Below are 14,006 nucleotides of genomic sequence, written 5' to 3' on the forward strand. Positions count from 1 at the left end.
CGATTAATTCGGTTCTTTTTTCTTACACATAATCTAGTTTTGAGGGAACAACTCTCAAAAACAAAATAGTCTGGTGGCGATAGCGAGAAGGTCACACCCGTTCCCATACCGAACACGGAAGTTAAGCTTCTCAGCGCCGATGGTAGTTGGGGGCTCTCCCCCTGTGAGAGTAGGACGTCGCCAGGCATTAAAAAGAACTATTCCTTTTAGGATTAGTTCTTTTTTTGTTGTACTATTTATCTATTCAGGACAGCTAATAGGAAGTGATGAATGCACCATTGAAAAGTTAGAGCAGAGATACCATTATTAATTTGTTCTTAGTCGCCAGTATAGTGGCTAGAGTTGAAAATAGCTGGTCAAACTTCTTCCCAAATGAAGCATTAATATCCTTGAACTTCTTAGTCTTCCGCACGACGCCGATGTTTTACTTGCGTCAATCTCTTCATGCCCTGATTTCACCATAGGTAACCCAAAACACTGTAAACAAATCCATAAATGCAATTGTTCCCCATGCTCCAATTGGAATGTTTGGTAAAGAAATAGGGGTGAAAGTAAATAAGTAAATAAGTAAATAAGTAAATAAGTAAACTACTATTAAACTAACAGCACCGATAACCATCGTATAAGTTGTTATAGATAGCGGAGTGCCATCCTTTATAAACCGACGTCCAAGCACACCATAAAGTGCCCAACAAACATTACCTGCAAAGATAGTTATATCTCCACCTGAAATTGATAGGAAACTCTGTATCCGTATAAAAAGGCCTTCCATTATTTTGATGTTTTGGTGGGGGAAGTAATTCGATTTTTCGTAATACCTTAAATGTATACATACTAATACCAGACTTCTCAGCACCTTTATTAATGGAATACATCAACATCATTCCTCTCTTTTGATTAGAGGTAGTTTACAACTTAGAGTTAACTCTAAGTCAAGTAAATAAAAAACTGTTACCACATGGTTACGCATCACAGGTTATAAAAATCGAATCTAAAAGGTAAACGGTTAGTTACATATAAATAGCATAATAGAGTTGAATTGCTTTTTTTTATTCTTTTAATAGAGTGTCTACACGGTACTCCACATTCCAAAAATTTAGAAACGGATTACTTTTTCATAAATAACTATAACCGTTTGGTATTACCTTTTCGTTAAATTATTTAGTTAGTAATTAAATACTGTAAAAATAAATGTAAAATTGGTTGACAAATTATCATTAGGTTTTATATAATATATCTTGTCGCCAAATTAGTAAATGCTAGTATGAAATGCATTTGGCGTAAGGATTATAAATATAAACTTTATAATTGGCCCATTGGTCAAGCGGTTAAGACACCGCCCTTTCACGGCGGTAACACGGGTTCGAATCCCGTATGGGTCACCAAATGGAGGATTAGCTCAGCTGGGAGAGCATCTGCCTTACAAGCAGAGGGTCGGCGGTTCGATCCCGTCATCCTCCACCATATTTTAATTGTCAAAAAGACAATCTATTTTACGCTGCCGGGGTAGCTCAATTGGTAGAGCAACTGACTTGTAATCAGTAGGTTGGGGGTTCAAGTCCTCTCGCCGGCACCATTCTATGTTGAGCCATTAGCTCAGTTGGTAGAGCATCTGACTTTTAATCAGAGGGTCGGAGGTTCGAATCCTCCATGGCTCATCATGTTAAAATTTTAATAAATGCGGAAGTAGTTCAGTGGTAGAACATCACCTTGCCAAGGTGGGGGTCGCGGGTTCGAATCCCGTCTTCCGCTCCAAAAGACAATGCCGGGGTGGCGGAACTGGCAGACGCACAGGACTTAAAATCCTGCGGTAGGTGACTACCGTACCGGTTCGATTCCGGTCCTCGGCACCATTGTTTTTTAAAAATATGCGCCCGTAGCTCAATTGGATAGAGCGTCTGACTACGGATCAGAAGGTTATGGGTTCGACTCCTTTCGGGCGCGCCATATTTACGGGAAGTAGCTCAGCTTGGTAGAGCACTTGGTTTGGGACCAAGGGGTCGCAGGTTCGAATCCTGTCTTCCCGATCATTATAATGGGGCCTTAGCTCAGCTGGGAGAGCGCCTGCCTTGCACGCAGGAGGTCAGCGGTTCGATCCCGCTAGGCTCCACCAATAATCAAATATTTATTATGGCGGCGTAGCTCAGCTGGCTAGAGCGTACGGTTCATACCCGTGAGGTCGGGGGTTCGATCCCCTCTGCCGCTACTAATGTAAATAAAGTTTTCTCGGTCCTTTAGCTTAGTTGGTTAGAGCAATGAGGAAGTACATCCTGAGTATTCTGTGAGCTGTACTTATCGAGTAGCTTCTTGAACCATCTTACTGAGATGAGGATAGACGTTTTTAGTTAAATTTTGTTAAAGCTATTACTATATTTGGACCTTTAGCTCAGTTGGTTAGAGCAGACGGCTCATAACCGTCCGGTCGTAGGTTCGAGTCCTACAAGGTCCACGTGTATATAATCATGGAGGAATACCCAAGTCCGGCTGAAGGGATCGGTCTTGAAAACCGACAGGCGGGTCAAACCGCGCGGGGGTTCGAATCCCCCTTCCTCCTCCATTTACATTTAATACTATTATCGTCGCGGGGTGGAGCAGTCTGGTAGCTCGTCGGGCTCATAACCCGAAGGTCGCAGGTTCAAATCCTGTCCCCGCAATCTGGTCCGGTAGTTCAGTTGGTTAGAATGCCTGCCTGTCACGCAGGAGGTCGCGGGTTCGAGTCCCGTCCGGACCGCCATAAAAATAATAGTATGGCTAATTGGATATAATAAGATACCAATGTATGTAAAATACAGGGGTATAGTTTAAAGGTAGAACAGAGGTCTCCAAAACCTCCGGTGTGGGTTCAATTCCTACTACCCCTGCCAAGAACAATAACAATATGGCGGTTGTGGCGAAGTGGTTAACGCATCGGATTGTGGCTCCGACACTCGTGGGTTCGATTCCCATCAGTCGCCCCATTATATTTTTCATTGGGCTATAGCCAAGTGGTAAGGCAACGGACTTTGACTCCGTCATTCGTTGGTTCGAATCCAGCTAGCCCAGTCTTTAGCTAAGGATAGTTGAGGGGTGTATAAACTTCTTGATTGTCATTTATCAATCTATAATAACGCATGCGGGTGTAGTTTAATGGTAAAACCTCAGCCTTCCAAGCTGATGTCGTGGGTTCGATTCCCATCACCCGCTCCATCGTTCCGCAGTAGCTCAGTGGTAGAGCATTCGGCTGTTAACCGAACGGTCGTAGGTTCGAGTCCTACCTGCGGAGCCATTTTTATAACATGCGCCTTTAGCTCAGCTGGATAGAGCAACGGCCTTCTAAGCCGTGTGTCAGAGGTTCGAATCCTCTAAGGCGCGTAGATTAATGTGAACTAGAAAGCAGTGTTGCTTAAACAAAGCGATACTGTTTTTTTTTATTCTATTAAACGAGAATGTTGATAAATGATAGATGGATCTATTCTCGTCCTTTTTAAACTTCCTCTTTAACTCGTTATTATAGCGAGAATTCTCGTCTTATTAACGTATTCATTATAATACTCTTTTTTTAGAGTGCCCGCATAGTACATACAAACTTTCAATGCTACTTCTATTTCAGTATAAACTTGCTTTAATCTCATAATATATTAATTCTATTATTTACTCCGATTCAGGAAATGGTTTTAAAAAACGAAAATCATATTTCTTTCCTGGTGGCAATTCACTTATGTTTGAAGGTCGCAATAAAATAGAGAGAGCAGTTATAATTTTGTAAGAGAGGTGGGAAAATATTGAAAAATAATTTTACGGTACTGTTTTTATTTTTATTTATAGCAGCGATTGTCGGCGGATTAGCTTTAAAAAATACTTTTGAAAATTTAATGATTGTTGCTGTTGGTGTAGGAACTATTTTCTTATTGTGCTCCGCCTTTTTTGCAGGACAAGGACAAAAGAATACAAAGGTACAGTGAGTTATATTGCTGTACCTTTTATTTTTGAAGGGATATACTTTGAAAATTTTGATTAGTAGTGAATTCTATTTTTATATGCTGAGTGTTTATAAAATATTGATCTTTTAAGTTAATAGAATAAAAATAGAAAAGAATACAATCTAAGCGTTTTGAAGGTGCTTGGAAGGACAGCATCAAGTGGAGCTACTACTGGAGTTGTTTTTGGTGTAGCAGGTTGGATAGGTTGAATAGGGTGTATTTATAAAAAAATTGACAATAACACGTCATGCTGCTTAAAGTAGTGCAAATCCTACTAGGAAGTCAACTAGGTTCAAAGCGACATAGTGTCATATATAGGATACTTCTCTACAAGGCAAGGAAAAGCACCCAAGCGTTGAAAACGACAGATTGCATTTTCAAGAAAGCACCTATTAAAATGCCGAATTCTATTTTTACAATTTAACAAACCTTATTAAAAATATAATTAGGATGTTGAATTTATGGTGTTTGTATCTTCCTTCAATCTTGTTACTTAACTTCGTTTAAATAAAAGAAACTATTTTTAAAAAAAGTGTTGACGGTATTATACTAATGATGCTATTATATAAAAGTTGCTTCTAACAGCAACGGAAAATAAAAAATAGCTTCATTTACTTTTTCATAATAAGTGAAAAAAACGTTGAAAACTTTTTAAAAAAAGTTGTTGACGAAGTAAAAGAAGATATGGTATATTAGTTGAGTCGCTTCTGAAGCGGATGAAACAAATTGCTCTTTGAAAACTGAACAAACAAAACGTCAACAATAAACGTTTATAACTAAGTTATAAACACAACAAGTAACAAAAAGCTAGAGTTTAGCTTCGGAGCTAATCTTACTCTTATATGGAGAGTTTGATCCTGGCTCAGGACGAACGCTGGCGGCGTGCCTAATACATGCAAGTCGAGCGGACTTAAAAAGCTTGCTTTTTAAGTTAGCGGCGGACGGGTGAGTAACACGTGGGCAACCTGCCTGTAAGACTGGGATAACTTCGGGAAACCGGAGCTAATACCGGATAATCCTTTTCTACTCATGTAGGAAAGCTGAAAGACGGTTTACGCTGTCACTTACAGATGGGCCCGCGGCGCATTAGCTAGTTGGTGAGGTAACGGCTCACCAAGGCAACGATGCGTAGCCGACCTGAGAGGGTGATCGGCCACACTGGGACTGAGACACGGCCCAGACTCCTACGGGAGGCAGCAGTAGGGAATCTTCCGCAATGGACGAAAGTCTGACGGAGCAACGCCGCGTGAGTGATGAAGGTTTTCGGATCGTAAAACTCTGTTGTTAGGGAAGAACAAGTACGAGAGTAACTGCTCGTACCTTGACGGTACCTAACCAGAAAGCCACGGCTAACTACGTGCCAGCAGCCGCGGTAATACGTAGGTGGCAAGCGTTGTCCGGAATTATTGGGCGTAAAGCGCGCGCAGGCGGTCCTTTAAGTCTGATGTGAAAGCCCACGGCTCAACCGTGGAGGGTCATTGGAAACTGGGGGACTTGAGTGCAGAAGAGAAGAGTGGAATTCCACGTGTAGCGGTGAAATGCGTAGAGATGTGGAGGAACACCAGTGGCGAAGGCGACTCTTTGGTCTGTAACTGACGCTGAGGCGCGAAAGCGTGGGGAGCAAACAGGATTAGATACCCTGGTAGTCCACGCCGTAAACGATGAGTGCTAAGTGTTAGAGGGTTTCCGCCCTTTAGTGCTGCAGCAAACGCATTAAGCACTCCGCCTGGGGAGTACGGCCGCAAGGCTGAAACTCAAAGGAATTGACGGGGGCCCGCACAAGCGGTGGAGCATGTGGTTTAATTCGAAGCAACGCGAAGAACCTTACCAGGTCTTGACATCCTCTGACACTCCTAGAGATAGGACGTTCCCCTTCGGGGGACAGAGTGACAGGTGGTGCATGGTTGTCGTCAGCTCGTGTCGTGAGATGTTGGGTTAAGTCCCGCAACGAGCGCAACCCTTGATCTTAGTTGCCAGCATTTAGTTGGGCACTCTAAGGTGACTGCCGGTGACAAACCGGAGGAAGGTGGGGATGACGTCAAATCATCATGCCCCTTATGACCTGGGCTACACACGTGCTACAATGGATGGTACAAAGGGCAGCAAAACCGCGAGGTCAAGCCAATCCCATAAAACCATTCTCAGTTCGGATTGTAGGCTGCAACTCGCCTACATGAAGCTGGAATCGCTAGTAATCGCGGATCAGCATGCCGCGGTGAATACGTTCCCGGGCCTTGTACACACCGCCCGTCACACCACGAGAGTTTGTAACACCCGAAGTCGGTGGGGTAACACTTTATGTGAGCCAGCCGCCTAAGGTGGGATAGATGATTGGGGTGAAGTCGTAACAAGGTAGCCGTATCGGAAGGTGCGGCTGGATCACCTCCTTTCTAAGGAAAATGGAATTTACATTCCATCACAGATTGTTGACGCGTTTGTTGTTCAGTTTTGAGGGAGCAATTCCTCAAGAATAAAGAAAAAACTTCTTTATTCACTATATTAGGGTAAAAAGAAACGAACAGATTGAGGAAGCGCCAGAGCGAGCACCGGAACGTACTTTGTACGTGAGGAGCAGAGCAAAGAAGCTGACGAAGAGATGTGAAGTTTATTTTTAGCCGTAAATTGTTCCTTGAAAACTAGATTATGTATAGTAAGAACCAAGAAAGAAACCGAGTAATCGCCATCTTAGATTCTCTATTTATAGAGTATCAAATTGAGATATAGTGAATCTGTTAAAAGTGAAACTATTATCAAAAACTTGAGGGTAAAGAGAAACGAACAGGTCAAGGAAGCGCCAGAGCGAGCACCGGAACGTACTTTGTACGTGAGGAGCAGAGCGAAGAAGCTGACGAAGAGATGTGAAGTTTATCTTTAGCCGAAATCAAAGTTAAGTTAGAAAGGGCGCACGGTGAATGCCTTGGCACTAGGAGCCGATGAAGGACGGGACTAACACCGATATGCTTCGGGGAGCTGTAAGTAAGCTTTGATCCGGAGATTTCCGAATGGGGAAACCCTCTATCCGTAATGGGATAGAATCTTTACCTGAATACATAGGGTACTGAAGGCAGACCCGGGGAACTGAAACATCTAAGTACCCGGAGGAAGAGAAAGCAAACGCGATTCCCTGAGTAGCGGCGAGCGAAACGGGATTAGCCCAAACCAAGAGGCTTGCCTCTTGGGGTTGTAGGACACTCAACATGGAGTTACAAAGGAACGGGGTAGATGAATAGGTCTGGAAAGGCCAGTCATAGAAGGTAAAAACCCTGTAGTTGAAACTTCGTTCCCTCCTGAGTGGATCCTGAGTACGGCGGGACACGAGAAATCCCGTCGGAAGCAGGGAGGACCATCTCCCAAGGCTAAATACTCCCTAGTGACCGATAGTGAACCAGTACCGTGAGGGAAAGGTGAAAAGCACCCCGGAAGGGGAGTGAAATAGATCCTGAAACCGTGTGCCTACAAGTAGTTAGAGCCCATTAATGGGTGATAGCGTGCCTTTTGTAGAATGAACCGGCGAGTTACGATTACATGCGAGGTTAAGTTGAGAAGACGGAGCCGCAGCGAAAGCGAGTCTGAATAGGGCGAATAAGTATGTGGTCGTAGACCCGAAACCAGGTGATCTACCCATGTCCAGGGTGAAGTCCAGGTAACACTGGATGGAGGCCCGAACCCACGCACGTTGAAAAGTGCGGGGATGAGGTGTGGGTAGCGGAGAAATTCCAATCGAACTTGGAGATAGCTGGTTCTCTCCGAAATAGCTTTAGGGCTAGCCTCAAGGTAAGAGTATTGGAGGTAGAGCACTGTTTGGACTAGGGGCCCCCATCGGGTTACCGAATTCAGACAAACTCCGAATGCCAAATACTTATCCTTGGGAGTCAGACTGCGAGTGATAAGATCCGTAGTCAAGAGGGAAACAGCCCAGACCACCAGCTAAGGTCCCAAAGTATACGTTAAGTGGAAAAGGATGTGGAGTTGCTTAGACAACCAGGATGTTGGCTTAGAAGCAGCCACCATTTAAAGAGTGCGTAATAGCTCACTGGTCGAGTGACTCTGCGCCGAAAATGTACCGGGGCTAAACGTATCACCGAAGCTGTGGATTGACATCAATAGATGTCAGTGGTAGGAGAGCGTTCTAAGGGCGTTGAAGCTAGACCGTAAGGACTGGTGGAGCGCTTAGAAGTGAGAATGCCGGTATGAGTAGCGAAAGATGAGTGAGAATCTCATCCACCGAATGCCTAAGGTTTCCTGAGGAAGGCTCGTCCACTCAGGGTTAGTCGGGACCTAAGCCGAGGCTGAAGAGCGTAGGCGATGGACAACAGGTTGATATTCCTGTACCACCTTATGAACCGTTTGAGTAATGGGGGGACGCAGGAGGATAGGGTAAGCGTGCTGTTGGATTAGCACGTCCAAGCAGTTAGGCTGGTAATGAGGAAAATCCCGTTACCATAAAGGCTGAGCTGTGACGGCGAGGGAAATATAGTACCGAAGTTCCTGATTCCACACTGCCAAGAAAAGCCTCTAGCGAGGTTCAAGGTGCCCGTACCGCAAACCGACACAGGTAGGCGAGGAGAGAATCCTAAGGTGAGCGAGAGAACTCTCGTTAAGGAACTCGGCAAAATGACCCCGTAACTTCGGGAGAAGGGGTGCTCTTTTGGGTGTTAAAGCCCGAGAGAGCCGCAGTGAATAGGCCCAGGCGACTGTTTAGCAAAAACACAGGTCTCTGCGAAGCCGTAAGGCGAAGTATAGGGGCTGACACCTGCCCGGTGCTGGAAGGTTAAGAGGAGGGGTTAGCAGCAATGCGAAGCTCTGAATTGAAGCCCCAGTAAACGGCGGCCGTAACTATAACGGTCCTAAGGTAGCGAAATTCCTTGTCGGGTAAGTTCCGACCCGCACGAAAGGTGTAACGATCTGGGCACTGTCTCAACGAGAGACTCGGTGAAATTATAGTACCTGTGAAGATGCAGGTTACCCGCGACAGGACGGAAAGACCCCGTGGAGCTTTACTGTAGCCTGATATTGAATTTTGGTACAGCTTGTACAGGATAGGTAGGAGCCTTGGAAGCCGGAGCGCTAGCTTCGGTGGAGGCATTGGTGGGATACTACCCTGGCTGTATTGACATTCTAACCCGCACCCCTTATCGGGGTGGGAGACAGTGTCAGGTGGGCAGTTTGACTGGGGCGGTCGCCTCCTAAAAAGTAACGGAGGCGCCCAAAGGTTCCCTCAGAATGGTTGGAAATCATTCGTAGAGTGTAAAGGCACAAGGGAGCTTGACTGCGAGACCTACAAGTCGAGCAGGGACGAAAGTCGGGCTTAGTGATCCGGTGGTTCCGCATGGAAGGGCCATCGCTCAACGGATAAAAGCTACCCCGGGGATAACAGGCTTATCTCCCCCAAGAGTCCACATCGACGGGGAGGTTTGGCACCTCGATGTCGGCTCATCGCATCCTGGGGCTGTAGTCGGTCCCAAGGGTTGGGCTGTTCGCCCATTAAAGCGGTACGCGAGCTGGGTTCAGAACGTCGTGAGACAGTTCGGTCCCTATCCGTCGTGGGCGTAGGAAATTTGAGAGGAGCTGTCCTTAGTACGAGAGGACCGGGATGGACGCACCGCTGGTGTACCAGTTGTCTTGCCAAAGGCATAGCTGGGTAGCTATGTGCGGAAGGGATAAGTGCTGAAAGCATCTAAGCATGAAGCCCCCCTCGAGATGAGATTTCCCATAGCGCAAGCTAGTAAGATCCCTGAAAGATGATCAGGTTGATAGGTTTGAGGTGGAAGCATGGCGACATGTGGAGCTGACAAATACTAATAGATCGAGGACTTAACTAAAATAAAATGATTAATTCGGTTCTTTTTTCTTACACATAATCTAGTTTTGAGGGAACAACTCTCAAAAACAAAATAGTCTGGTGGCGATAGCGAGAAGGTCACACCCGTTCCCATACCGAACACGGAAGTTAAGCTTCTCAGCGCCGATGGTAGTTGGGGGCTCTCCCCCTGTGAGAGTAGGACGTCGCCAGGCGAACCAAAAAGATACATATTATATGTATCTTTTTTTTATTTGATAAGAAAATATAAAATTTTTGAACTTAGATTAGTGTCTAGCTTCAGCGCCTAGCCCCTGTGAAAGATAACCTCCAGACTCTAAAAGTAAAAAGCACTTTTAGAGTCATGTGCACATTTTTCTTCTGAGCTGTTCAATTTCCTGCGCTTTTGTTGCGTAAAAAATATATAATGAATGAAATATAGTATTCTTTAAGTCCCTTTTGAAATATGAAGAATTTCATAAATAGAAGCATCATTATTATTTTCAAATTCTTGCGGATAATTTTCGAAAAAATAAAAAATACTGTACCCCCATTTGTCGGGATTATATATAGTGACTTTGCTAGTTGAGTTTTCCAAAATGTCTAGGTTATTTAGAGATTGTTTTACATTTATCAAAGTAGGTTTCTCTTCAATTATTCCCGTGCATTCCAATACATAATTGCTGTTAGAGAAGTTAGATGTCAAATCTATTTCTAGTGGTATGCCTATATTAACAGTCTGCCATCCAAAAGAATCTATTATATTATCGTAAAAGCCTTCAAAAAGAAAATGATTCAAGCCTTCTGATTGATTCCAAATATAAAGAGGAGCATAAGCATTATAGTGATTTCCGTGCTTATCTTTTTCTGAAATAAGATAGACTTTAAAATGAAGTCCCTCGAATCCATCCATTTTATCGCCATTATTTTTTACTCGGTCTCGAATAGTTGTCATAGTATAATCTGAAGGTAACTTTACCTTATACTGCATTCCTATCATCATATTCACTCTCTTTCCTTATTAGATAATATAAGTATACAAATATCCTAGCTTGTCGTAAAAAAGGTATTACTTATGTTTGTTATCACTTAAAATGATAAGAAGGAGGCTTCGGTATGGAAATTAATGATTTAATTATTTTTCAAAGGGCAGCTGAATTAGGTTCATTATCAAAAGCAGCTGAATCACTTGGATATGTGCAGCCAAATGTATCCGAAAGAATAAAGAAATTAGAAATGGAATTAGGTGCTCCGCTATTTCAGCGAACCAATAAAGGGGTCGCCCTTCTATCTGCAGGAGAGACACTCTTACGTTATACGAGCGAAATTATTGGACTTATGGAAGAAGCAAAATCAGCAATAAAACAACAGAGTTCGTCCTATAAATTAGGAGCGACACAGACCATAGTGAAAAATTATTTGGAGACATTGTTAATTGAAAGCGATTATCCTTATACATTGTATACGAAATCAAATTTGGAATTAGAATATTTGTTGAAATCTTCGCAAATAGATATGATCCTAACAAATAAAAAGATAGATGACAGCAATTTTAAACTTAATTTTTCATTTCCAGAAACTCTTTTCCTATTAAAATCAAAGGAAAAGGTAGTAAAAGAACTCCATCAGGAAAAATTTTTCGTTAGTAGAGATAAAAGTTGTCCATACAGACAACTTACGATTCAGTTTGCCCATCTAAATAATTTTCACTGCGAATTAGTAGAATTAGATTCTTATGATTTTATTATTTCCATGGTTTCAGCTGGAAAGGGATTATCATTTTTGCCGTATAATCGAAAGCTGAAAAACATGGAACGCTATAATTTCGAGGAAAATACTACTCATACAATAGAAATCTATTCCTATTCTTTAAAGAGATGTGTTAAACCTATTCCCGCTTTCCTGTATAATGCTTTTTGTGAAGAGAAATACGATTCTTCTCAAAATAATACATAAAAAAAATGCCTTGCTCTGTACAGAAGCTAGGCATTTTTTTGCCAAACCTTTAAACTCATCATAATGTTTATATTAATTATCTCGCCTGATTAGATTTGCTTTCTAAACAAGTGAAGCTAATGGTGTTGGAGAGTAAGAATCGTTTTAAAAAAATCTTGGAATTTTTCATAAAACAGCAGAAAGCTTTATGATTTTTGGAACTAGTATAGTCTATTTTACGTTAGTATTTAAAAGAAAGGTTTATAAGGTAGATAGAAAGAGGGGCAGCATGAAATTTTTGAAAAAGAAGAAGTGGATGGTTTGTATTGCAGTTATTTTTATAATGGCTTTCTTTTCTTATTATCAAAATAATTCGATTACAACGACAAAAATAACAATAAAATCTATTAACATTCCGGCTAGCTTTCATTTATTTAAAATCGTGCAATTATCTGATTTGCATAGTAAGGAGTTTGGTGATAATTAGAGTCGTCTTGTGGAAAAAGTGCGACAATTAAAGCCAGATATCATTGTTTTTACAGGAGATTTAGTCGATTCAGAAAAATATAATGAAAAAACGAGTCTAGCATTAATGAAGGAGCTTCTGTCTATTGCTTCAGTATATTATGTAACGGGTAATCATGAATGGTGGTCAGGAAACTTTGAAACGCTAGAGAAAAAGCTGCAAGATACAGGAGTAGTAGTGATGAGAAATTTACATGCTGTGATTCAAAAGGGGGATGACAAGATTCAACTACTTGGGGTGGATGATCCGGCGATTGCTGATGGAGATTCAAAAGAGGAATTGGTTGAGCGCGAAATCCAATCGGCTATGAAAGGGGTGGAGAAAAAAGAAAAGTTCACTGTCTTATTATCTCATCGACCTGAATTATTATCTTTATACGAAAGATATAAGATGGACCTTGTTCTCTCTGGACATGCACACGGTGGACAAGTCAGATTTCCTTTTATAGGCGGATTAGTGGCGCCGGACCAAGGCTTTTTGCCAAAATATACAGCAGGAAAATATAAAAAAGGCGATACTACTATGATTGTCAATAGAGGATTAGGCAACAGCATCATCCCGCAACGACTATTTGATCGACCAGAGATAGTGGAAGTTACATTGGCGGCAGGAGAGTAAGGATGTTTTAGAGGAATGAAGTGGTTAATTTCATCCTCTAAAACATTAGAATAATTGGACTGACACCTAGGGAGAGCACTTAATAAAAAAGCTGGGACTTGTCCAGAATCATGTTATAGAAAACGGTCTAGTGATTAAGAAATATTTCTTCCAAGAAGACTAGATTTATTCGAAATGTTCTTGTTGCAAGCTACAATAAATTTTTAACTTCATAATAAAAGAATGGAGAAAGATGAAACTATAAAAATGAATTGAACATTTTATTTTACTTGTCTAAAGTCCTTATTTTTTTAAATAATTGATCCTCTTTATTCCCTAGTAGCTTTTTATGAAAAGTTGCTTATAAGATTGCTAACCTCTTTATAAATAATCCCCATTCGTTATAACCTTCTTTGTCTCTTTTCAATCCAGAAGAAAACTAATTTATCATTTTGAATGACCATTTCTATGATAGCTTTAAAGCGCTGTTCGGAAAATATGCTTCGTGAAGACACTGGTTTATTTTACTATTTAAGGAAGTTAAAGAAATGATTCCGCAAATATGAATGAAGTCTCCAGAAAATAACTTGATTTTTTAAAGAAATATAAAACAAAATGAAACGCTCGTGCGTCTATTCTTTGTAAAGCTTAAGTGATACGGAATTATATAATTAAAGGAGCTTCTTTATGTTTAGGAACAAATCGTTAGAGGGAGAATTAACTACACTTATTATGCAGAATAAGGACAGCTTTTACCGCTTAGCTTATTCTTATGTTCGAAATCAGGAGGATGCATTGGATATCGTGCAGGATTCCATTCATAAAGCATTAAAAAAACAGCATCAATTAAAGGATGCCTACACAATCAAGAGCTGGTTTTATCGAATCGTTGTGACCACTTCCTTAGATTTTTTGAGAAAAAGGAAAAGATGGAGTGTGACAGATGATCAGAATTTGGAGCTGCTTCTTGAAGGCTCGGAGGATCAGTATAAAGATTTGGATTTAGAGCAGGCAATGGAAAAGCTGCCATTACCATATAAAACGATTATCATTTTACGCTTTTTTGAAGATTTAAAGCTGGATGAAATCGCCTCTGTTTTAGATGAGAATATTAATACTGTAAAAACAAAGCTGTATAAAGCATTAAAGCTATTGCGAATTGAAATGGATGAATAAGAGAAAGTTGGAG

General features: G+C 41.7%; 6 protein-coding genes, 20 tRNA genes, 4 rRNA genes and 1 pseudogene. 29 read left to right on the top strand and 2 right to left on the bottom strand.

What is annotated here, in order from left to right:
- The first annotated feature begins 69 nt into the window (after positions 1–69).
- Positions 70–186: ribosomal RNA gene (gene rrf, locus AC5LWL_RS02570) — 5S ribosomal RNA — on the top strand.
- A gap of 231 nt (positions 187–417) precedes the next feature.
- Here rrf (AC5LWL_RS02570) and AC5LWL_RS02575 read toward each other — a convergent pair.
- Positions 418–739, bottom strand: a pseudogene (locus tag AC5LWL_RS02575) (EamA family transporter); the annotation flags it as partial.
- Between the two features lie 571 nt (positions 740–1,310).
- On the opposite strand from AC5LWL_RS02575, the gene AC5LWL_RS02580 reads away from it, so the two are divergent.
- From AC5LWL_RS02580 to rrf (AC5LWL_RS02695), 24 genes are all read left to right on the top strand, one after another.
- Positions 1,311–1,385, top strand: a tRNA-Glu gene (locus AC5LWL_RS02580).
- Between the two features lie 3 nt (positions 1,386–1,388).
- A tRNA-Val gene (locus AC5LWL_RS02585) sits at positions 1,389–1,464 on the top strand.
- Between the two features lie 36 nt (positions 1,465–1,500).
- A tRNA-Thr gene (locus AC5LWL_RS02590) sits at positions 1,501–1,576 on the top strand.
- A 9-nt stretch (positions 1,577–1,585) separates the two neighbouring features.
- Positions 1,586–1,658, top strand: a tRNA-Lys gene (locus AC5LWL_RS02595).
- Positions 1,659–1,680: 22 nt separating this feature from the next.
- Positions 1,681–1,755: transfer RNA gene (locus AC5LWL_RS02600), tRNA-Gly, on the top strand.
- A gap of 9 nt (positions 1,756–1,764) precedes the next feature.
- A tRNA-Leu gene (locus tag AC5LWL_RS02605) sits at positions 1,765–1,853 on the top strand.
- 17 nt (positions 1,854–1,870) lie between these two features.
- Positions 1,871–1,947: transfer RNA gene (locus AC5LWL_RS02610), tRNA-Arg, on the top strand.
- 6 nt (positions 1,948–1,953) lie between these two features.
- Positions 1,954–2,027, top strand: a tRNA-Pro gene (locus tag AC5LWL_RS02615).
- A 10-nt stretch (positions 2,028–2,037) separates the two neighbouring features.
- Positions 2,038–2,113: transfer RNA gene (locus AC5LWL_RS02620), tRNA-Ala, on the top strand.
- A 19-nt stretch (positions 2,114–2,132) separates the two neighbouring features.
- A tRNA-Met gene (locus tag AC5LWL_RS02625) sits at positions 2,133–2,206 on the top strand.
- Positions 2,207–2,375: 169 nt separating this feature from the next.
- A tRNA-Ile gene (locus AC5LWL_RS02630) sits at positions 2,376–2,449 on the top strand.
- A gap of 15 nt (positions 2,450–2,464) precedes the next feature.
- Positions 2,465–2,557: transfer RNA gene (locus AC5LWL_RS02635), tRNA-Ser, on the top strand.
- 23 nt (positions 2,558–2,580) lie between these two features.
- Positions 2,581–2,654 (top strand) — tRNA-Met (locus AC5LWL_RS02640).
- A 3-nt stretch (positions 2,655–2,657) separates the two neighbouring features.
- Positions 2,658–2,734 (top strand) — tRNA-Asp (locus AC5LWL_RS02645).
- A 56-nt stretch (positions 2,735–2,790) separates the two neighbouring features.
- A tRNA-Trp gene (locus AC5LWL_RS02650) sits at positions 2,791–2,864 on the top strand.
- A 17-nt stretch (positions 2,865–2,881) separates the two neighbouring features.
- Positions 2,882–2,957: transfer RNA gene (locus AC5LWL_RS02655), tRNA-His, on the top strand.
- A gap of 13 nt (positions 2,958–2,970) precedes the next feature.
- Positions 2,971–3,042, top strand: a tRNA-Gln gene (locus tag AC5LWL_RS02660).
- 70 nt (positions 3,043–3,112) lie between these two features.
- Positions 3,113–3,186: transfer RNA gene (locus AC5LWL_RS02665), tRNA-Gly, on the top strand.
- 4 nt (positions 3,187–3,190) lie between these two features.
- Positions 3,191–3,265 (top strand) — tRNA-Asn (locus tag AC5LWL_RS02670).
- A 12-nt stretch (positions 3,266–3,277) separates the two neighbouring features.
- Positions 3,278–3,351, top strand: a tRNA-Arg gene (locus tag AC5LWL_RS02675).
- A 410-nt stretch (positions 3,352–3,761) separates the two neighbouring features.
- Positions 3,762–3,941 carry a hypothetical protein gene (locus AC5LWL_RS02680; protein WP_493432883.1) on the top strand — a complete coding sequence of 60 codons (180 nt, stop codon included), beginning with the start codon at positions 3,762–3,764 and terminating at the stop codon, positions 3,939–3,941.
- Between the two features lie 857 nt (positions 3,942–4,798).
- Positions 4,799–6,349: ribosomal RNA gene (locus AC5LWL_RS02685) — 16S ribosomal RNA — on the top strand.
- 495 nt (positions 6,350–6,844) lie between these two features.
- Positions 6,845–9,781: ribosomal RNA gene (locus tag AC5LWL_RS02690) — 23S ribosomal RNA — on the top strand.
- Between the two features lie 76 nt (positions 9,782–9,857).
- Positions 9,858–9,974: ribosomal RNA gene (gene rrf / locus AC5LWL_RS02695) — 5S ribosomal RNA — on the top strand.
- Together the 16S, 23S and 5S rRNA genes form the textbook arrangement of a ribosomal RNA operon.
- Before the next feature lie 233 nt (positions 9,975–10,207).
- Here the strand turns inward: rrf (AC5LWL_RS02695) and AC5LWL_RS02700 are convergent.
- Positions 10,208–10,759, bottom strand: coding sequence for a DUF4865 family protein (locus AC5LWL_RS02700; protein WP_493436519.1), 552 nt, complete (start codon positions 10,757–10,759; stop codon positions 10,208–10,210).
- Positions 10,760–10,875: 116 nt separating this feature from the next.
- Between AC5LWL_RS02700 and AC5LWL_RS02705 the strand changes: the two genes are divergently transcribed.
- The 4 genes from AC5LWL_RS02705 to sigV all read left to right on the top strand — a co-directional run bounded on the left by AC5LWL_RS02705 (position 10,876) and on the right by sigV (position 13,993).
- Positions 10,876–11,715 (top strand): LysR family transcriptional regulator, encoded by an 840-nt coding sequence (locus AC5LWL_RS02705; RefSeq protein ID WP_493432884.1) that lies wholly within the window; start codon positions 10,876–10,878, stop codon positions 11,713–11,715.
- A gap of 268 nt (positions 11,716–11,983) precedes the next feature.
- On the top strand, positions 11,984–12,181 hold the full coding sequence (locus AC5LWL_RS02710) for a hypothetical protein (RefSeq protein ID WP_493432885.1): 198 nt from the start codon (positions 11,984–11,986) through the stop codon (positions 12,179–12,181).
- A 9-nt stretch (positions 12,182–12,190) separates the two neighbouring features.
- A complete protein-coding gene (locus AC5LWL_RS02715) occupies positions 12,191–12,838 on the top strand; it encodes a metallophosphoesterase (protein ID WP_493432886.1) in 648 nt (215 codons plus the stop codon).
- A gap of 666 nt (positions 12,839–13,504) precedes the next feature.
- The gene (sigV, locus tag AC5LWL_RS02720; protein ID WP_493432887.1) at positions 13,505–13,993 is read left to right on the top strand and encodes an RNA polymerase sigma factor SigV; all 489 of its coding nucleotides are present in this window, start codon (positions 13,505–13,507) and stop codon (positions 13,991–13,993) included.
- The last annotated feature ends 13 nt before the right edge of the window (positions 13,994–14,006 follow it).

It is taken from the genome of Niallia sp. WK069_GA_01 (assembly GCF_983173855.1).